This window comes from Lysinibacillus sp. Bpr_S20, from assembly GCF_023337835.1.
Classification (GTDB): domain Bacteria; phylum Bacillota; class Bacilli; order Bacillales_A; family Planococcaceae; genus Lysinibacillus.
On the sequence record NZ_JALNLQ010000003.1, the window covers coordinates 479669 to 501874 of the forward strand.

Consider the following 22206-nt stretch of genomic DNA (forward strand, 5'->3'; position numbering starts at 1 on the left):
ATAATAATTGGAGGAAATTTAAAATGGCAAGCGATATCTTAAAAGCGTTACAAGAAAAAGGAAATCATGCGGTAGGTAATTTGTCAAGCCTAAAAATCAAAACGGTAGCAAATGGTGCTATTGTTGAAGGAGCAGATATCGATAATTTTACGTTGGGTGAATTAGGCTTTAATGCGGAAGGAGAACGTACAGTAAAACAATTATCTGCAAATGATAAAAAAGCAGTGTTAGTAGCATCACCAGAGACTCGATATCTTGACGAAGAAATTACTAAATTCTACAATGCAGTTGGTGAACGTGTTCGATGTGTAATTTTAGAAGAAGGTTATACTCGTTTCGAAACTTCTGCATTCACTAAAAATTCTGGTGTTAGCGAAATTAAAAATGGACAAGTTGCTCACTTTGATGTAGCTACTAAAAAGTTCATTGTTTCTGATGCAGCTTCAGCACATGCTGATTACGCTACTGCTTCTGCGCAATTCTTAGTTGCAAATAATGAAGAAGATATTCAATACACTCTTGGGAAACCAATGATTCGCTTTGAAGTAATTAAGGCTTAATATCAAAAAATACATATTATACATTAAAGGAGATTAAAATAATGGCACTAGACAATACAAAATTAAAAGGTTTATTTAGTCGTGTATACAATAACAAAATGGAGGAAACTGATTCAACTGATATCAAAGCATATATCACAAAAGTATTCGGTGACGGTGGCGTAAATCCCGACCCAACAATGTTGCATCAATTCAATCAATTAGTTGTTGAGACAGCAGATCAAATTGCTAAACCGATGGTAACTGATTTACTTTCATTATTCGCAAATACTCAAACTCGTCAACGTGGAGACTTAGTTGAATTACGAATTCCACAAAAGAACAAGGCAAAAGTAGTATGGTCTGCAACTGGTTCAGGTGTAGATTTAGTACGTGTAGAAGGACGCAAATCAATTATTGCAGTACCTGCTCACCTTTCTACTGGTTTCTATTATGAGCCACTTGATTTAGTGAAAGAATCTGAAGAATATTTCCGTAAATTAGTAAATGATGTAGCTAATGCGAAAGTTAAATTATTCCTAGATAAAATTAATGAATTAACTGCTTCTGCTATTAGTTCTGGTAAAATTCCAGCCGCAAATGTTGTTACTGGTACTAATTTAACTTTAGCTAAATATAACAAGGCTGCGTCTGTACTTCAACGCTACGGTGGTCGCCCTGTATTTGTTGCAGATTCATTACTTATTGATCATTTTGCATTCCAACAAGCAAGCGACGCAAATGTAAAAGAATTACTTACTGAAGGTGTTAAAGAAGAGTTGCTTACTTCTCTTAACCCTACTACTATTCAACGTACAACTGCTGTGAACCTTGTAAATCCTTTCACTGACGAAACTAACTCTAAAGTTGAATTACCAGTAAATAAAGGTTACATGTTTGCAGGTAGTGTCACACAAAAACCATTCTCTATTATAGAATATGGTGGTCTACGTCAAATGACTGAACAAGATATTGAAGATGAACGAATTAAAGTTAAAATCACTCAAGATGTATCAATTAACCTTGTATTTGGTGAAGCAATTGCAGTGATTGAAGATGATAGCATCACTCTAAATTAAAATACATATCAATGAGGTGATTACTGAAAATGTAGTCACCTTTTTATTTTAAGGACTACAGGAGGAAAGAATAAAAATGAATGAAACTGTCAAGTTAGCACGTTATCGTAATACTTCTTATTTTGTTAAATACACAGGAAACGGACAAGAGAGGCAATATACTTGGAGTGGAAGTAAAAATGGTCGCCCTGATATTATAACCGTTCCTCGTGATGTGGTAGATTGGTTAACAATGAATACTTCATGTTTTGACAAAGGACAATTAGTTATTCTTGAAGACGAAGTGGTTGTAAAAGAAATAAAAGACACTATTACAGATGTAGAAGTATATGAAAATAACACTCATACTAAAGAAGAAATCGAGAAGTTATTAGGCGGTAACATTAATAAACTTAAAGCTGAATTAAAGAAGATCACGGTTGATTCTGAAAAACAATTTGTAATTGATGTAGCTTCAGATATGAAAGAAGATTTAACAAAAGGTAAATTAGACGCTCTAGCCGATTGGATGGGAGTTAGTGCAGATATTTTATTTGATTAAGGGGTGGTATAAATGAGTACCACTTTTGATGAAGTATGGAAATGTTTCTTGAATAACTGTAAAGTCTCTGACATTGATCTACCTAATACAAATGAAAAAATTCACGAAGCAATTAAAAATGCAACTATGTATTTTAACAATAGGATGCGAACAACTATTCAATGCGATATCGATTGCGAAACTTTTAGCAAAGAATTATCAGAAGATTATCTTTTAATTCTAGCTAATTTTATCAGATTAACGTTCTTAATTAATCAACGTACATATTTTGAATCATTATGGCAACCATTTGCTTCAGATGTTGGATTAAGAAATTTTGGCACTCAATTAAACTCCTTAAAAGCATCTGTTCAAGAACAAGAAAAGAAACTTGACACCTTGATTATTAATACAATGGAGGACTTTCTATGACTGATATCAAAGTGAAATCCTCTTACATTAATAATGAATTTGAAGATGAAAGTGTTTATTCTTATTGTTCTAAATTGAGTAAAAGAAACAATTCAATACTCTTCTTACTTGAATCATACCTAAATAAAAAGTTACTTAGCGACAGTGAATTAGCTGAAATAAGAAATGTAATTTTGACAGTTAGTGCAGATATAATAAGACTACCTTCCCTACTGTATGTCGAAGACGGTGATGAAAATGAAGGATTATAGCAATTATCACAATATCAATACTGGAGACAAAGTAGATCATGACGGATTATTACTACTCAATAAGTCTTTGGATGGTCATTCGTCATATGAAGTAGTAATTAATTATGAAAAACCTGCAAAAATACTGATGAGTCAAAAATGGGATGCTGACGGTGAGGCTATGAAAGTTATAGGTCATATTGTTGATATTGAAAGAGGAAATTTAATTGAGTATAACAATGAATATTGGCTTGTAGTAACTAAACCAGAAGACAATCGAATTTATAGGAAAGCAGAAGTTAGACTATGTAGCACTACATTCCCTGTAAAGTTAGAAGATAAGGAAGTACTCACTGGATACGACAAATTAGGTAGACCTGTTTATGAAGTTGAAGAAGGCGAGATTGTACATAAGCCATGTGTTGTTAAAATGAATGATGCGTCTACTGCAATTGCCGATGCAAATGAACCAGTGAACTTGTTAGCGAATCAGGTAATGGTAATTATTCCTTACACAGAAGCACCTTCTATTGAGTTAAATGAGCAATTCGATTTGTACAATGAAACCTATCGTATTATTAGGATTGACCCTTCAAGTTCAATAAATAAGGTAGGTATTTTAAGAATCACTGGTGAACGAGAAGGACGAAATAAATCTAGTGAGGAGGATTATGAATGAAGTTGAAAGAATCACTAGAGAAATTATTTATTGAGTTATCAAAAGATGAAGAGCTGCTTAGACTTCTCCATTATGTCCCTAAGAATGCATTAGATGATCCTTTGAATAAATCAAAACCTGATATCACTAGTTTAAAAGATAAGCATAATATTATTTCTAAAGTTTTAATACCGTCGGATAAGACATACGATTTAGTTTTAGAATCTAAAATGTCTCGCATTTGCTTCTATACAGGAACTCGTAAACCTCAAACAAGCTATAATGCTTCATCAGGAAGATTGCAAGATAATCCGTATGCATCTGACCAAGTTTATAATTTCGATGTGTATGTGCATGTTGATATCGACATAATGGATTTTCGTATGACTTGGATTTGCGATAGATTAGACGAATTACTACTCCTCAACAAAGTTACAGATGTTGGGGATTTTATTTTGGCATTCAGCTCCCCTATTAATAATACACCTAAAGGCTTCATCGGTTATAAGTTAGCTTATGCCACTACATCGCTTCAAGAGTCACCAAGGAGAGTTCAAAGATGAACATTGATTTAGATAATGTATGGGGTAATCCAAAATACTATCGTAATATTCCAGTACACCCTGTTCAGATGGAGCATATTGAACAATTGTATGATGCAGTACAATGTCTACTAATTCCCAAAAATACAATTCAAGAGCCTATGATTATTAAAATGTCTTATTTAGCATTTGTAATTTTCATTAGTTCAGATGAAGATAACAAGCACTTCTTCAACAAATTAGTAACGCTAATAAAATTGATTAGTAGAAGTGAAAATATCAGGTTTGATGTTGATGAAAAGAATAGATATTCAATTGTAATTGACGATGACATTGTGATTAAAGAAAGAGACTTCGATAAAATCAAAGCGATTATTGGAGAGCAAAATTTAATTGATGTATCTGATGAAAGTTTAGGTAGTGAATTTGATAAGGCGAAGAATAAAGCTAGAGCGTTTATGAATAAAAGAAACAAGAAGATGGCTGATTTAGAGCAACAAATATTTGCTTATAGATGCGTTTCAAAGTCTTCTTATGAAGATATAAAACAAATGACTATTTATCAATTTAGAAAAGAGTTAGAAAGATACGATTTAATTAAGTCTGCCGATATTCTTCAAAACGCTCAATATTCAGGAATGGTTTCGTTTAAAGAAGGAGCTACAATTCCACATTGGTTAGATCAGATTGAAACTAAGAATTCAGATGATGACCTAGTATTGACTGAAGAACAACTTAATCAGATTTCTTCAAAAAATGGATTAGTTAGAAATTAAATAAAAATATACATAAACGAAAGAAGGAATTTTGTAATGACAGAAAAATTATTTGCTTTATCAGTAGCAGATGCCTTATTAATTGACCCACAATCAGACATGTTAGTGGTCAAAGGTAACGCTCTATTAAGTTCTACAATGGAACAAACAATGCAAGAGAGTGAGATCTTTGCAGGTCGTGGATCACAATTACAATTCACTTATAACTATCAAAAAGTATTATCATTCCAAATCGAGGCTGCTGATTTCTCCCCTACGTATCTTGCGCTACAAACTGGTTCAAAAATTAAAAATGAAATGTCTAAATATTACACAGAAGAAACTGTTACTTTTGATGATACAGGTAAAGGTACATTAACTGACACACCAATTGGCGGCGTATATGTTGAGATGGCGTCTAATCATAATACAATCAATGCGAATGGTAAATCAATCACTGTACCTACTTTAGCTAATAAAACAGCGAAGGTTGTATATCAGTACAGCGTATTAGTTGACAAATTAACTATTCCTGCTGACTCATTCCCTAAAGCATATAAACTAGTACTTACTTCTGATATTTTCGGTGCTGACGGCGATAAAGCATTTGAGCAACAAATCATCGCTCCTCGATACAAATTAGATGGTGCATTATCAATGAACCTAACACATGATGGTGTATCTCAATTTACTTTAAACGGAAAAACTTTAGCTGATAATGACAACAACTACGCATACATTACATGGAAACCAGTTGGTAACACAAAAGTAGCAATTTCAATGTTAGCTGCTAATATTGGTGAAACTACTCTTGCTGTAGGAGAAACTGAAGCTGTTACTGTTTATGGTATTCGAGGTGGAGAGTATAGTAATATTGTAATGGATAATTCTGCACTTACATTCACATCAGACGATGAGGCAGTTGCTACTTTTGTAGATGGTGTTATTACTGCAGTTGCAGTTGGAGAAACAAACGTTAAGGTTTCAGATGGAACTAATACAGATGTAATTGAAGTTGTTGTATCTTAATTAAATAAATACATATTAGTGAGTAGGTTTAACTTCCCTACTCACTTTATTATTTTAGGAGAAAATAATTATGGTTAAATTTAAAGACCCTAATCATTTGCTTAGATATTTGGAACGCGGAGACATTATCAGTACTGTATTTAAAAATAAAAGCATAGAAAATGTATTAGCTAAAGAAATGTCTAAAGCTGTACAAGATGTAGTATATCGACGATACATACCTACTGAATATTTACGTAGAGGTAATGATGGTGGCTTATCTGACGTTCGTAACATGAAGATCACTAGAGTTGAAGTTGATAATGGGAAAGTTAGAGTATTGTTTGAAAACTTAACATTAGGACAAGGACAGTTTTCGCCTATTTATGAACATGATTATGATTCATTAAGGGGTCAGTTCATTACTGATACCATAGAAGATGGAATTACAGAAAATTGGTATCGTACTGGTAAATGGAGTGAAGCTAGACCTTTTGTTCAAGAAACAATATCTAGAATACAAGCTAATCCATTACCTCTGATTAATTCAATAAAAAGCGCATATAAAAAACTTGGATTTGAAGTCAAATAAGCTTCAAGTCTTTTTTATTTCATTTTTGTGAAAGGAGAATGATGAATGAGCAAAATTAAACCAGTAACAGATGTAGAATGGGAATTAATAAATAAAGAGAATAAACGTATCGCAAAAGCATTTCTAAACCAACGACAGTTATCTCCTAAAACATTAGAGCAATATGAATCTGCTGTTAGAATTTTCTTTAGGTGGGTCTATGAATATTTAGATGATGTACCATTACATAAATTAAAGCCAAGACATGGATTGGAGTACCAAAACTACCTTATTGAAGAAGGGTTGGCTAATGGTTCTGTACGATTTAAACGTTCAGTAGTTTCTTCCATGTGTGGATATGTAGAGAATTTCTATGATGATTTAGATGAATATAAGACTTTTAGAAATATTTATAACAAAAAAGTTCCCAATGTTTCTAATGTAAAAGCGAAAGAAAAAGTACCTCTTACTATTGAGGAATATGAGTTACTTTGTGAAAAGTTAGAAGAACAAGAAAGATGGCAAATGCTAGCGTTCTTAAAATTTACATATGCCTCTGGTTGTCGTAAATCAGAAGTTCATCAAATTTTAAAAGAAGTTGCCGAAGCTGAAAAAGTAACTGATAAAGAAGGTAATCAGAAAAACTACTATCTAACTGGACGAGTTCGTACAAAAGGAAAGGGTATAAAAGGTAATGTCAGAAGACTTCAGTTCAATAATGAAGCTATGACTGCTATTAAGAAATGGCTAGAAGTACGGGGTGAAGACGACTGTCCTTATTTATTTGTCAGAAAAGATTCAAGTGGTAATGTATTTCAATTATCAACTGCTACTTTTAATTATTGGTGTTCAGTAGTATTCTCTGAAATTATTGGTAGACATATGTTTGTACACTTAATTAGAAGTACAAGAGCAACTCATTTAGTTGTTGAAGAAGGCAAGGATATTAAATCTGCGCAAGCTATTTTAGGACATGCCGATTCATCAACAACTGAGATTTATGTAGTCAGAGATGATTCTGAAGATTTAGATTCAGCGTTTGATTAAATAGTTGAACTACTCCCCTACTCTATTTAGGGGATTACTTGAGTTATTTAAATAATACTAGTATTTTATTTAATAAAATACATAAAAATAACTGTAAAAATTTTTACCTTTCTGTTAATATTAAAGTTAGATAAATTCTAAATTAAATAACATATGTGCATAAATGCTTCATAATTATGGTATCCTTATATTACATATTATTTGTATTTTAGGAGGCGTAATTATGAAATTTAACAGATTGTGGATTGTAATACTATGCTTTACTTTCCTCCTATCAGCTTGTGGAAAAGAAAATAATGAAAAAATAAGTGCTAGTACTGAACCTAAAAATGTTAATAATGATTTAGAAGTGAATAAAGAAGATCCATCAGATGAGTTTTTAAAAGTAACAGGCGTAACACTGACTGGAAAAGAGGTGCAATTTGATTTAGCTAACAATTTAGATAAAGAATTTTATTTAGAAGGTCAAGTTGAATTGTGCGATTACTATAATTACGGTTACACAAATGAAGAAAAATTCTTTTGTGGACAATTAACTCCGACTGATGGAGGGTATTCAGATTCTTGGTATTTATACTTTCATAGGGATTCATTTAAAAATGAATATCAAGATTTATTGAATGGAGATGTCAATATGAGAGTTGTTGCACAAATACCTGCTAAAAGCTATAAGCAAGGACAAGGTAGAATGGCTGCTGTAAAGAAGTCACAGAGTTACTAACTTAAATATTATTTTCACAATGAGTCTAGCCATCTTGGTTAGGCTTTTTATTTTTTTATAATACATAATTTTATTTATATGGATATTAAGGAGGAATTATTATGACAAATAAAAAATCAAATCCTGTTGGGTTATCTTATATCAGCCAACAATCAGAGTACGTTAATAGTAAAGAGAAATATTATATTAATAAAGAGCAGGATAAATATATCTACTACTTCCCAACATTCGGTAAAAATAAAAGCGATGAGTTAATAATTGAACTAGCAACTACTATCAATTATTGTCATGATAAAAATATTGATTTCCTAAAAAATGATGCCGATGTTTTAAAGTACGTTCACTTTTTGATTATCAAGCACTTCTCTTCACTATATGAAGAAATAAAAGACAAATCGTTTGAAGTTCATATTGAAACATTAAGTAAAATGTACGATACAGGGATGTACGATTTATTTTTTAACGAAATTTTTAATGAAGATGAAGTTCAGAAAGTAATTGATCAACTTTATTTGACTGAAGAGTTGGCTGATAAGTATGTAAAAGAGTTAACTGAACAAAAAGAGATTATTAGCAAAAATGTTAATACGCAGTTGTTACGAGATAAAGTGTTAAATTAAACAATTATATTAAGATATATAAGTGATGTATTATTGAGAAATTTCATATTCACCTTATATATCTTAATATTGCTAGGTTTATATTAGCTCTAATCCACTACTACGTCTTTTAAAAACAAATTTTATATTAACCATAAAAAATAAAAAGAAGAAGTTGAGTGATTTTTTCGCTGACCTTCTTCTTTTTATTTTGCTAATTAATAAAGGGGGATGAAAATGGCTACCAATAATCCAATAGAACTACTGATAGCATTGGGAGTTAATGACAGTGCATCAAAAAATAATATCCAAAATTATTTAAATAAAATAAAACAAGATTTAAAATTTAATATTGAATTAGACGCGACAAAAGGTAACGGAAGTTCCTTTGATAGTATGTGTAAAGAAATAGAATCCTTACAAAAACAAGTAGCTCGACTAAATCAAGAATTAAGTAGTGTCGGAACAGGCAAGTCTCACTCCCCTACCCTATCTCAAGGTATAAAGCGAGATGTCGTAGAGTCAATTAAATCTTTAGATCAATTGAAAAACCACATTAATCAACAAAATGGCGAGTACAAAATAAAGACAATTACAGACTCGCAAGGCTTAGAAAAGATAGATGCAATTGTTACAAGAGTTAAAACAGGATTAAATCAGATTCAGGAAGTACATCTTAAACCAATATTAGATACAAATAATATGGTTGTAGGATTAAAGCAAGTTACCCAATTTATGCATGATATTAGCTCTAAAGATTTAAAAGTTAATGTTTCTAAAGGTATCGAGGAGTTAAATAAGTTTGCTCGCCAAGGTGAATTATCTAAAGAACAATACGAACAATTCAGAAACAGTATTAGTTCTTCAATTAGCAATACTGAGTTAAATAAAGTTCTGGAGTCTATGAGGAGCATCAATAAAGAAACTGCTCATGAAAATAAGATGCAGAATGCAATGGCTAATATTAATCAACAAGCTATTGAGCTATCTCAGAAATTAAATCAGTTTACTAAAGATAAGAATAGCGCTTTTGATCCTGTTGTTGTAGATAGGTTTATTGGTAAACTTGACAAATTAGCAGGTGTAAATTTTGATTCAGTTAAAGGTATGAAATCTGCTAATACAGACTTCTCTTCTGTTGAAAAAGAAATAAATACATATATTAAGTTACAAGAGAGATATAAAGATGTTACTAATAATTTAGAATTACTTCAGCGTCAAGGAAAAATCACTTCATCTGATTTAGCTAATTTTACTCAAGATGCAAAATTAGCTACCACTGTAACTCAATTAAATAATTTAAACAAAGAAATTAATCAGTTCTCTAAGAATACACACATTGATGCTCAAGTTTCAAATGCATTTAAGAATATAAGTAATGAAGTCGAACAATTAAATAACAAATTAAAAAATGTTACAAATAGTTTTAATGTACCATCAAACAATGCTCTATTTAGCAAAATTAAATCTGATATTGATTCAATCAACAATACAAAGATTAATACTCCTGAAGATATTAAAACTTTAAATAAATTAATTTCTGATACGTCTAAGAACATTAGACAACTTGGACAAGACAGTAATAGCTTAAATCAATTTGAAATTAAGACCCGTGAAATTAATGATTTACTACAGAGAATGAGAGAATCAGGATTACTTACCAATAGAGAAATAAACAAGTTTGCAGATTCTTTGTCGAGAATTGAAACTGGTAACTTGGCTCATGTTAACAATTTGTTAACTCAAATGAGTACCAAATTTGATAAGTTAAAAAATAGTGAAAAGAATTTAGATACCTTTGAAAAACAGCAAAACTCCCTTTCGCGTCTTAATTCTGAATTGACAAGAACTGAAAAGCTCTTCCCGCGCACAATGGATAAGACAAAAGCTGAAGCACTTAGAAAAGAAATAGAAAAACTCAGTAAATTGAATGTCATTAATCCTACTGCTTTAAAGAATAACCAAAAAGAAATTGATGCATTAAGAGAAAAAGTTAAACAACTTCATGCAGAGTCAACTCAATCTTCTAAATCATCAGAAGGTATTGTAAATTCTCTCAGAACAGCTTTACAAAAATTCCCAGTGTGGATGTTTAGTGCTACCCTCTTCTATGCTCCTATTAGAGGAGTCAAAGATCTAACTGATCGTGTAATAGAATTGGATACAGCTATGACGCAACTTCGTCGAGTAATGGATATCCCAGACTATAAATTCAATGAAATACTTGAAAAGTCTATCGAAAATACTGAAAAACTATCAGGAAAAGTTGGGGATTATTTGAAGCTAGTTGGCGAATTTGGCCGTACTGGTAAAAACGATCAAGAATCAATGGATTTAGCTAATACTGCTACTCTTATTCAAAATATTTCAGAATTAACAGCAGATGAGGCAGTAAATAGTTTGACTGCAGCAATGATTTCTTTTGGTATCGCTGCAGAAGATTCTTTGACTATTGCAGATAAATTAAATGAAGTTGATAACAACTATTCAATTACAACGAAGGATCTTTCTCTTTCGATGAATAAAGCTGCGTCAACTGCAAAAACGTTTGGCGTAAGTCTTGATGAATTATTAGGTTACACAACAGCGATTGGTGCAGCGACGAGAGAATCTGGCAATATTGTCGGAAATAGCTTGAAAACTATTTTCTCACGTATTACCACTAATGATTCAGCAATTGGAGCACTAAATGACATTAACATTTCAATCAACGATATGGAGGGAAATGTTAAACCTGTATCTAAAATTATTGGAGAAATTGCAGGTAAATGGGATAAGTTAACTGATGCGGAAAGACAGAATACTTCAGTAAAAGTAGCAGGAGTTTACCAATTATCTAGGTTCAATGCATTAATGCTTAACTACCAGATGGCACAGGACAGTACGGCAACATCTATGGATTCATTCAACTCCGCTATGCGCGAACAAGAAGAGTACAGCAAGAGCTTACAAGCGAGAATTAATAGATTAGATACTGCATGGATGTCTTTCGCAAGCACTGCTGGAGATAAAGTGCTGTATGATGGAATTGTCGTTGTTACAGAAGCTCTTAAGGATATGACAGATGGCTCTAATACCATAGCAAGTAAATTAGGTGTTTTAGCACCTGTATTTGGTTTAGTTGGAATGAGTGCTTATGGTCTAAGTAAGAATTTACGTACTTTAATTACTACTACTTATGCTCAAAGTGCCTCAACTGTAGCCGCAACTGGCAGCACAGGTATATTTGCAGGAGCATTAACAGGATTAAGAACTGTAGCATCTTTAACTACCGTAGCCTTGCGCGGCTTGATGATTGCCACTGGCGTAGGTGTTGCATTTGCAGGAGTAGGATTTGTACTAGAGAAATTAACTAGTGCTATGTCCAATGCAATTCAGAAAGAAGAAGAACTTGCCAACTACAACAACAAAAACATGTCGGCTTTAACTGAAAATAAAACAAAGATAGAGGAATTAATATCTACTTATAAACAGTTAAACGCTGAAAAAGAAGATGGGAAGTCTTGGGATTCAAATAAAGAAAAAGAATATCTTAAAGTGCAACAACAGCTTAGCGAGGTATTCCCTGCTTTAGTAGACCATATAGATTCAACAGGTCAAGCTCATTTAAAAAATAAAGAAGCTATTGATCACGAAATTGATTCTACGAACAAGTTAATTGATGCTCAAAATAAAATAACTGTCAATAAGGCTATCGATGAATTTGAAAAGTTAAGCAATGAATTAAACGGTTCTTGGTACGATTCAATTTCTAATTATTTTTACGGAAGCTTAGAAGCAAGTATTAAACAACAGAAGCAAATCATTGAGGCTATGCAAAAGAACGGCATAGACACTTCTGCACAAGAACTAGAATTAATGAACTTAGAACAACAATATCAGCAATCTAGCGAAAAAATAAAAGGTTATATTTTTGAAGTAACTAAAGCAATGGCTGATATGAATGGTACAGAAATTGATTCCGCACTCTCTAATTCTTTACAAAAATTTATTTATAGTTTGGATTTATCTAATTTAGATGCAGAAAAATTAAAGTCATTTTCTAACGAACTTGGGAAAATTCAAGAGAAGATGCAAAAAGCTATTGATACTAGCAAAGAAGGCTTGTTTAAAGACGCAGTAGGTGATCTTAATAAATTAGCTTCTCAGACTAATGGATTTGACTCCAAATTAGATAAATTTAAAGATACTTATTCAAAACTATCCAATGCTATTGAAAATGGGAATCAAGGAATAAGTGTAGCTACAGATGAGTTTGATGAATTAGATGGAAGTATCGATGAAGTTTCTGATTCAACAAATAAACTAGCTGCAAAAATGAGCGAATTCAAAGATGTAACTGAGCAAATGGCAGGTGTATCTCAATCAGGAGTCGATGCTTTAAACGACTTAATATTGCGATACGATATGCTTACCTACCAACTAGCAGGATACACTCAAAAGCAATTAGAAGATATCTACACAAAAGAAAATTTAACTTCTAAAGAACAAGACGTTAAAAAAGTTCTGGATGAACGTGTAGCTATTATGAAGGAAATGTCTAGTGTCTACCCTGACCTATTAGATAAAGATGGTAAAGCTATTTTCCTATCAGATGAGAAACGCAAAGCAATTGAAGTAGAAAATAAAGCAAATGAAGTACTGCTAAAAGGTTATAAACTTGCTCGTGAAGGTAAATTAAATGCTGAACAACAAGCTACATTGGCATCAGCTAGTGGAGCTAAAGCACGTATTAACAACTTAAAAGTAGAAATTTTAATGCTTGAAAAGTACATTAGAGCGAATCAAATTGCATTGTCATCTGCTGTAGCAATCAATTCCTTACCGTTGTCTGGCGTTGCAGGTTTAGCTATGAAAGTTGGATTTGAAGGTCAACAAAAAATAGCGCAAGGTAGACTCGCAAGTGCTAGAGCAGAATTAGATAGTCTTAGTGGTAGCCTTTCAAGTAATATTGGTAAAATTCAAGGGTTCACTTCTGCAATTGAAAACTCTTCTAAATCGACTAAAGGTAATACTAAATCTACTAAAGATAATACTAAAGCTGCAAAAGAGAATAATGCCGAAAAAGAGAAATCAATTTGGATAACTGATAAGTATAAGCAGAAGTTAGAAGAACTTAATCTAGCAATAGAAAAACAACAAAAATTGCAATCTAAATTCCCTGAGTACTCTAATGAATATAAAAAGTCGTTAGAAGCTCAAATCAAGCTTGAAAAAGAAAAATTAGCACTACAACAAAAGCAAGCTAAAACTATACAGTCTCAAATTGCATCAGGTAAGATTCAACAAACTGGTAATGTTTCAATTAAGTCAAACTCAAACGGTAAAATTAACGGTTATGACGGTAGAATCACTTCTACTTATGGCTCTCGTGCGGACAAACATCGTGGTGTTGATATTGCAATGAATGTTGGAACTCGTGTAGATGCTCCTGTTAGTGGCAAAGTAATTAAAGCAGGTAGCGCTACATCAGACAAAAACGGGAAGGCAATGCACTGGTCGTATGGTAACTTAGTAGTTATTGAAGATAAAAATGGTATTCGTCATTTGTTAGCTCACTTAGATAAAACTTTAGTAAAAGTTGGAGATCAAGTACAAGCAGGAACTCAAATTGGTAAGTCTGGTAACACTGGAAAATCTACTGGTCCCCACCTACACTACGAACAAAATAATTCTAAAGGTCAAACAATCAACCCTACTTCTACATTAAACGCTATTCGTTCTAATAAAACTACTCCCACTACCTCATCTGCATCTAGTCAACAGGCTGTGGTTTGGAATTACTTTAAAAATAAAGGTTTGAATGATAAAGCTATTGCAGGACTTATGGGTAATATCCAACAGGAATCAAGCTTCAATACAAATGCAGGTAAGAATGCTCCTAAAAGCGCTTATGGTATAGCACAGTGGCGAGGTAGTCGTCTAACTGGATTAAATAACTATGCTAAAAGTGTTGGTAAAAGCGCTAATGACATGCAAGTGCAATTAGAGTATATGTGGAAAGAGCTAAACAGCACCGAGAAAAACGCTCTTACCTCTCTTCAACGAAGTGACTTATCTGCCTCTTCTCACGCTTCAGAATTTGATAGATTATTTGAACGTAGTGGTCGCTCACACGTACCTAAAAGACAAAATTATGCTGACCAATATTATAAACAATTTGCAGGTACTAATGGTGGTGCAGGAGTTGGTATCGATACAACTCAACAAGCAATTGATCAAGCTAAATCAGATTTAAACGGATTAAATGCTGATATTATGCAACAAGAAGAAGCCATTTCAAACTTAGAAAAGCAGCTTATAGATGTTACATTATCTGCATACGAACATAAAAAGTCTAATTATGATAAAGTGCTCGAAAATGGCGCTAACCGTTTAAATAAATTGATTAAATCTTCTCAAGCTTATCGCGATGAATTAGATAGACAAATCGTCACTTTAAATGAGAAAAAGAAAGTTAATCAAGCTGAAATGGCAATGCTAAATAAATTCATCAAAAGTGGTAAATTATCTGCTGCTACTGTTGCGGAATACACTGACCGTTTGCATGAATTAGGCAAGGTAAATAGTGAAATTGATTTTGCTATAAGAGATATCGATACTTCTAAGTTAGAATCTTATGTAGCATTAGTTGATGAAGTATTTGCTAAGTACGATGTTCTACGTAAAGAAAAAGATACTTTTATACAATATGAAAATATTGCTATTGAAGAATTAGACACCTCTTCCCTACGCTACATTCAAACTTTAGATAAAATTAACTCTAAAATGCGAGAAAAGCAAAATATTAACCGTCAAGAATTAACAAGTCTTGAACTGTTAGTTAAGAGCAATAAATTATCTGGAGAAGCGTTAGAGAAAACTAAGGATAGAATTACAGAGCTAAATTCTCAAATTAAGCAGTTACAACTAGAGATTCAAAATGGTGACTTTAATATCATTGTCAATATCAAAACTCAATCTGATGCTGTCATTGGTAATATGCAGTTTGAAATTGATAGAAATGAAGCCATTAGGAAGATGTATGAAGAAGGTTCTGCTGATTACAAAAAGTATACTGAGAACATTCTTAAGCAATATGAAAAGATGGCTCAAAAGCATCTTGAGACTCGTGACGCATTAGTTGAAGAATTAAAACAACGTGATATCACTGCTGAAAGAATTAAAGAGGTAAAGAAACTACTCGAAGAAGAACAATTAGCTTACCTAAACGCTACCCTATCTATCAAAGATTACACAAAACAACTTGAAGAAGCTAATAAATCTCAACTTGAAGGTATTGCTGACAAGATTATCAATGCATATAAAGAGTATGTTCAAGAACGTAGAGATGAGCATATGAAGATGATTGACGATGAAATTAAACGTGAAAATGAAAAACATGAGAAAATCATGAAGCAACTCAATGATGAAATGGATTTATTCCGTAAAAACGTTGAAGAAAAATTACGCTTAATTGATCGTCAAGAAGCTGAACGCGATTACAATATGCAAATCGATGATATGGAGAAAGAACGTGATAAATTACAGTCTGAATATAATCTCCTATTATTAGATAACTCAAATGAAGCAAAACAGAAACGCAAGAAGCTTCAAGAGCAACTTGACAAAATTGATAAGGATATTGCCGAAAAACGTCATGACCGTGATATTGAGCTGCAGAAACAAGGACTCAATGACCTTCTTGAAACTAAGGAAGATGAAATAAACGGTAAGATTGAGCTTCAGGATAAAGAGCATGAAAACACTATCAATAAAATTAATCGTGAAAAAGAGTATTGGGAAAAGCACTATAACGACCTTTTAAATGATGAACGTAAGTTTGCTAGAATTCGTGAAGATATTTTAGCAGGTCATTTTGATAAAGTTATGAGCGAGTTTGAAGGTTATATTGCTGAAATGATTGCTACAATGCCTGAATTAGAAGATACTCTAGATGGAACAATGCAAGCAGTAGGAACTTCTATTCGTCAAAATGTAATAGACCATTTGAGAGAAGCTATTAGTCTAATAAATGAGTTCAATTCTACGCAGATAGGCTCTAATAGTTCTTTCGGTGAATTTAATCCTGGAAATATCTTTGATGAGAATAAAGGTAATGGTATTGGAACTTCAAACGGTAATTTAACTCAAGGTGATATGAAAGTTCTTCTAGGTAAATACTTAACTGATAATGTTGCTAACCAATTATCTGGTTCTGCTAAAAATAATGCACATACAGCAGGTAGTTCATTGGGTAGTGAAGGACGAAAAGAAGGCTCTAAGATCGATAAGAATACATCTTTTGATAATGCCATCAAAGGTTTAACTAGTGCTGAATTAGAAGCTTTAAATCAATACTTTGAAGCCAATAAACACCTTTATGGTGGACAGTATGAAAAATACATAAATAACTTCTTAAAAGGTAACGGCTCACCTGTTAACGGTAGTGATATCAGTGGTACAGATAAATATGGGTTAGGTAATACTTTAACTAATGGTGACATGCAAGTACTGATGGCTAAATATGTTAACGAAAGTTTATTAGGATCAATTAATGACTCTAAACAGAGAGCATCAGTAAAATCAATTGCTGATAAAATGGCATCTGATGGACGCAACAATGGTATGTCTAAGTTAGAAAAGAATATTTCATTTGGCGCTATCACTTCACTAATGAGTAGATCACAAGCTAATCAATTAAGAGACTTTATGAATGCAAACTCTGGTGCATTTGGGGATACTACTTTACAAAGTCAAATTAAAAAATACGCTGCATCATTGGATACTGGCGGATTTATGAATTGGTCTGGTTCTGGTATTGACGGTAAAGGTGGTAAAGCTATTATTGCTCACCCTAATAAAATTATGCTAAATAAAGTTGATACAAAAGGATTCTTTGACTCAATTAATGTCATGGATAAAGTCATGAGTAGTATTAAACCAATCTTAGCAAAATTCACACCACAACCTATCCAATCAAATCAAAAACAAAGTGGAGACATATATCAAATTCAATTTGGTGATGTTATCGAAGCCAATAAGGATCAAGCTGAAACATTTGCTACATCATTCATAAATAATGTAAAAAGAAAAAAAGGAGGTAGATTCTAATGTATCAATCTCTTAATTTTACTTACAATGGAATATCTAGTGAAGACATGGGCGTTGTAATAATTAATGAAGACGGAGGACTTTACAAAGATATCTTCCTCCCCCAACGTTCAATAAGAGAGAAAAAGATTAATGGGAATGATAGACCTTACTTTATGGGAGTGGATAATAATCCACTCTCTTTTCCTTTGTCTTTTTTCATCAAAGAGTGGGAAGAAAGAAATAATTTAAGGGCTATTTCCAGATGGATGTTTACCGATTATTATAAACCTCTAATTTTCGAGTCGAATCCAGATAGAATATTTTACGCAATAATTGAAGGTAACAGTAGTCTACTACATAATGGATGCCAAGATGGTCATATAACCCTAAATGTTAGATGTGATTCACCATTTAGCTACTCCCCTATTATAAGGCATGATGTATCTGTAAAAGGTAAAACAGAGCCGTATTTTTATAATGAAGGTGATTCAATTATTCGTCCTCAAATTAAGATCACCAAAATCGGTAATGGAGATATTTCTATTAAAAATACGGATAATAATCAAGAATTCAAACTCACTGGTCTTTATGATAAAGAAGTCATTCTAGTTAATTGTGAAAATGAGGAAATTGTAAGTAGCTTTCAAAAGTCGCTCAATAGGTATTTACACGACAATCATAATGATGTTTGGTTAGACTTTGACAGAAATTCATCATCTACTTTCACTTTTACAGGAAATTTTGAATGCGAATTTTATCTTGAATACAAATATTTAAATGAAGACAGACCAATATATTACTAGTAAAGGAGGAAATAGATGAACATTTTATCAGTATATATTGACGACATATTATCTAAAAAAGAAATTACTCCAAATATATACTTATGCAAACCAGATAGAAGTAGAATTCGTAAATTAAAAGATATTTATAATCTAAAATTGAATCTAAAACTTGGCGCAATAAATGAACTTTCTTTCACTACTCCATCTTTTATTGATAGAAATCATGAATTAATTAAGAATCCACTAATCTCAGATATTAAACTGTATTATTTAGTTGAATTTCAATTTAAAGGTACTACAGAATACTTTGTTGTAATGAGTCAAAATAAATCAATGTCAAATGATGAAGAAGTTATTTCTTACAACCTATTTAGTCTAGGATATCTTTTAAATAACAAATTAATTAAAATATATGAAGCTACATCATACACACTGAGTCAATTAGTCTTTGATTTTTTAGAAGAAACAGATTGGGGAATTGATCATATTGATGTAGATTTTGATGTAAATAATTCGAATGCATTAAAACGATCTTATGAGACAGATAATTCAACGGTGTTGCAATGTTTATTTGAAGTAGCTGAAAAGTTCAACGCAATTGTCTATTTTGATACTGTTTATCAAAAGGTCTCCTTCTATAATCCAGAAAAAATTGGACTAAATAGAGGTTGGAGATTGAAAAAAGGAAAGTACTTAGAGTCTTACAATGTAGATATTAATATCGATGAAATTGTAACTCGTATGTATTGTTACGGTAGTGAAGGTCTTGAATTTCGATCTCTCTCTCCTACTGGCTCAAATTATTTAGAAGATTTCAGTTGGTATATGTACCCTTTCAAATGTGATGATAACTACAAAGTTATTGAGCATTCAGAGTATATGACCGATGCTTTATGTATTGCTTTAATAAAATACAATAAGTTACTAAGTCAAAATGCAAGTAAATTTAAAGAGTTATCAACTTCGCTATCTACAAAAAAAGCTGAACTAACTACTCTAAATCAAGAATTAAGTGCTCTTGATACTGAGTTAACGATGCTTAACAATGAATTAGATGTTATAAATGCTACATACTTAGATAACGCGCCTTCCAAACAAGAATGGCAATCAGTTATTAGTAAAATTAACAGTAAAAAATCTCAAATTACATCTAAAACAAATCAAATTACCACCAAAGAAAAAGAAATTAAAAACACAGAAAGTTCTATTTCAGCCCTACATGATTTGTTAAACGTGGAAAATAATTTTAAAAAAGAAGAAATTCTTGAGTTAAATAAATACATAATACAAAGAGATTTTACTGATGACACAATTGTTGAAGAGCAAGATTTATTAGATGCTTCAACAAAACATTTTAAAACCATTAATGAACCTGCTATTACAATGTCATTTAGTATTGCAAATTTCTTAAATGATATGGAGTACGTAGCTGATAGAGACAAGATTAATCTAGGAGATACTGTTAAATTAATTTCTGAGACATTAGATGTTAGTATTTCATCTAAAATTATCGAGATTAGCTTTGATTTTGACAACAATGACATTTCATTAGTGATAGCGAATGATAAAGATTTACAAGATGATGATTCTAAGCTAACTAACATGATTTATTCGTCACACAATACTTCCACTACTGTCAATATGAATAAATACAAACTTGATTTAGCTGTAAATGCAAATAATTTGGTTACTCATATGATTAACAGTGAATTTGATACTGCTAAGAATGTATTAGTTGGCGGTACTGAAAATTCTAATACTATGAATGAACGTGGATTTTATAGTAATGATTTTAAAGATGACAATACTTATTTAGTAATCAATAATGGCATTTTAGCCATAACAAAAAATTCGGGTAATTCAGTTGAAGTAGCAATTTCTAAAAATGGGGTTCATGCTGAAAAATTAGCGGGAAAATTAATTCTCGGAAATAAGTTAGTAATTCAAAGTGACTTGGGTTTATTTGAAATAAATGGTGCTACACAGACTATCTATGATGCTAATGGTGTTAAAAAAGTTGAGATTGGTAGATATAAAGATCCTAACAATACCTCACAATATAAATACGGTGTCAACGTGATAGACGGAGCTATTGATATTCGAACTTCAAGTAATGCAAACCGAGGTACACAATTAGATGGAAATGGTTTTAGAGCATTTAATTCTAACGGTGTGCGTACTTTTAATGTTAATGCTGCTACTGGTCAAGTTGAAATTATCGGTGATTTAACTATAAAGTCCTCCCCTTCTTCTTATCGAGGAGTGGTTATTACATCTAGTGGGATAACTGGCTACAATGCATCAGGTGGAATTACATTCGAATTAAATGCTAATTCAGGCAAAATGACATCTCAAGAAAGTTTCTTAATTCAAACATCTACTTCACCGAATCGTGGGGTTAAAATTGATGACTATGGTATACGTGGATATAACACGAGTGGCACTAAAACATTTGAAATTGATGTATATGGGAACGCAACTTTTAGTGGTAATATTACAGCCTCAAGTATTTATGGTACTACAATAAGTGGTGGTTCTATTTCAGGAACAACTATAACTGGGAATACAATTAATGGTGGATCAATTAACGGTACGACAATTACAGGAAGTACTATTAATGGTAATGAAATATATGGTGGAACGATAAGTGGTACAACTATAACAGGTAATACAATTAATGGAGGCACTATTAACGGTACTACTATAAACGGTACTACAATTACTTCTGCTGATATTAATATATCGGAGGAGGCTACAATTGGTAACTGGTTAAACTTAGGTACTAGATGGAATGACCCATATCCAAAAGGAATAAGATTTGGTGGTGGAGCAGGCGGGAGTCAAATTTCATTTAAAAACGATATGATAAATATTTCAGCAATGTCTGGAGTTAATATACCAGAAGGTTCATTATATATTGGTAATGAAACAGCAGTTACATCAAATTATACCGATATGCGCCTAGTTTGGAATGGTGCTCAAGGTGGAGAAAAAGGTGGTCGTTTATACGTCCGTAGTTACAGAGGAGAAATTGGATATATAGAATTGAAAGCTTAATGAGATTATTAGTTAGCCTACCACAGTTATAACAAAATAGTAAAATATTTTCAGTAAATCTTTTACTTTATTTACAAAACAGTATACAATATAAGTAAGTTAATGTATTAGAAAGGACGATTTACTATGAAAAAAATTTTAGTAGCAGGAGCGTTATCATTGGGATTACTGTTTACAGGTTTAGTTGATGCTAATGCTAAATATCCAGAAATGAAACCTACTCCTTATTTAACTTATGACAAGCAAGAGGACTATGCTGACATACTAAAAGGAAAAGGTTACACTAAAGATAATTGGGTTATGGTAATGGAAAAAGACCCTTGGATTATGTTGAAGGGTTATTCTGGAGTACGAGAAGTAAAAGGATTTACAAATGGTGAGAAGATTTTCCGCAAACGTCATATGTGGAAAGATAACGAACACCCAATTAAATTCGAAGATGGTAAACGCTACTTATTTGTATATGATGTTGATGATAGAACTGATAAAGGTATACTTGAAATTATTGAAATTCCAGAGAAATAACATAACACAGTAACTATGGACTACTCAATTTAGAGTAGTCCTTTTTTTGTATTTAATTTTAAG

Annotated in this window: 17 protein-coding genes; all 17 read left to right on the top strand. The window is 32.1% G+C overall.

The genetic code is table 11. From position 1 onward, the window contains the following. The first annotated feature begins 23 nt into the window (after window positions 1-23). On the top strand, window positions 24-560 hold the full coding sequence (locus MWJ95_RS10430) for a hypothetical protein (RefSeq protein WP_249073890.1): 537 nt from the start codon (window positions 24-26) through the stop codon (window positions 558-560). Between the two features lie 41 nt (window positions 561-601). Next, window positions 602-1618: a hypothetical protein gene (locus MWJ95_RS10435; protein WP_249073888.1), complete on the top strand. Its 1017-nt coding sequence runs from the start codon at window positions 602-604 to the stop codon at window positions 1616-1618. A 76-nt stretch (window positions 1619-1694) separates the two neighbouring features. Next, complete coding sequence (locus MWJ95_RS10440) at window positions 1695-2159, top strand: hypothetical protein (RefSeq protein ID WP_249073887.1); 465 nt, start codon at window positions 1695-1697, stop codon at window positions 2157-2159. Window positions 2160-2171: 12 nt separating this feature from the next. After that, window positions 2172-2570 carry a hypothetical protein gene (locus tag MWJ95_RS10445; RefSeq protein ID WP_249073886.1) on the top strand — a complete coding sequence of 133 codons (399 nt, stop codon included), beginning with the start codon at window positions 2172-2174 and terminating at the stop codon, window positions 2568-2570. Beyond that, window positions 2567-2821 (top strand): hypothetical protein, encoded by a 255-nt coding sequence (locus MWJ95_RS10450; protein WP_249073885.1) that lies wholly within the window; start codon window positions 2567-2569, stop codon window positions 2819-2821. Before MWJ95_RS10445 ends, MWJ95_RS10450 begins: the two co-directional genes overlap by 4 nt. Continuing rightward, complete coding sequence (locus MWJ95_RS10455; RefSeq protein ID WP_249105453.1) at window positions 2808-3479, top strand: hypothetical protein; 672 nt, start codon at window positions 2808-2810, stop codon at window positions 3477-3479. Before MWJ95_RS10450 ends, MWJ95_RS10455 begins: the two co-directional genes overlap by 14 nt. After that, the gene (locus MWJ95_RS10460) at window positions 3476-4021 is read left to right on the top strand and encodes a hypothetical protein (RefSeq protein ID WP_249105455.1); all 546 of its coding nucleotides are present in this window, start codon (window positions 3476-3478) and stop codon (window positions 4019-4021) included. The genes MWJ95_RS10455 and MWJ95_RS10460 overlap by 4 nt, the downstream gene beginning before the upstream one ends. Beyond that, entirely contained in the window at window positions 4018-4776 is a 759-nt protein-coding gene (locus tag MWJ95_RS10465) for a hypothetical protein (protein WP_249105457.1), read from the top strand. Before MWJ95_RS10460 ends, MWJ95_RS10465 begins: the two co-directional genes overlap by 4 nt. A gap of 36 nt (window positions 4777-4812) precedes the next feature. Next, the gene (locus MWJ95_RS10470; RefSeq protein WP_249105459.1) at window positions 4813-5784 is read left to right on the top strand and encodes an Ig-like domain-containing protein; all 972 of its coding nucleotides are present in this window, start codon (window positions 4813-4815) and stop codon (window positions 5782-5784) included. A 70-nt stretch (window positions 5785-5854) separates the two neighbouring features. Beyond that, window positions 5855-6355 (top strand): hypothetical protein, encoded by a 501-nt coding sequence (locus MWJ95_RS10475; RefSeq protein ID WP_249073880.1) that lies wholly within the window; start codon window positions 5855-5857, stop codon window positions 6353-6355. Between the two features lie 45 nt (window positions 6356-6400). Then, window positions 6401-7381 carry a tyrosine-type recombinase/integrase gene (locus tag MWJ95_RS10480; RefSeq protein ID WP_249073879.1) on the top strand — a complete coding sequence of 327 codons (981 nt, stop codon included), beginning with the start codon at window positions 6401-6403 and terminating at the stop codon, window positions 7379-7381. A 223-nt stretch (window positions 7382-7604) separates the two neighbouring features. Then, window positions 7605-8102, top strand: a complete 498-nt coding sequence (locus tag MWJ95_RS10485; RefSeq protein ID WP_249073878.1) for a hypothetical protein — start codon at window positions 7605-7607, stop codon at window positions 8100-8102. 101 nt (window positions 8103-8203) lie between these two features. Beyond that, entirely contained in the window at window positions 8204-8722 is a 519-nt protein-coding gene (locus MWJ95_RS10490; RefSeq protein ID WP_249073877.1) for a hypothetical protein, read from the top strand. A 216-nt stretch (window positions 8723-8938) separates the two neighbouring features. Continuing rightward, entirely contained in the window at window positions 8939-17794 is an 8856-nt protein-coding gene (locus tag MWJ95_RS24470) for a phage tail tape measure protein (RefSeq protein ID WP_283175739.1), read from the top strand. Then, the gene (locus MWJ95_RS10510) at window positions 17794-18579 is read left to right on the top strand and encodes a distal tail protein Dit (protein ID WP_249073876.1); all 786 of its coding nucleotides are present in this window, start codon (window positions 17794-17796) and stop codon (window positions 18577-18579) included. The genes MWJ95_RS24470 and MWJ95_RS10510 overlap by 1 nt, the downstream gene beginning before the upstream one ends. A gap of 15 nt (window positions 18580-18594) precedes the next feature. Then, entirely contained in the window at window positions 18595-21618 is a 3024-nt protein-coding gene (locus MWJ95_RS10515; protein ID WP_249105461.1) for a phage tail protein, read from the top strand. Window positions 21619-21744: 126 nt separating this feature from the next. Further along, a complete protein-coding gene (locus MWJ95_RS10520; RefSeq protein ID WP_249105463.1) occupies window positions 21745-22143 on the top strand; it encodes a hypothetical protein in 399 nt (132 codons plus the stop codon). The last annotated feature ends 63 nt before the right edge of the window (window positions 22144-22206 follow it).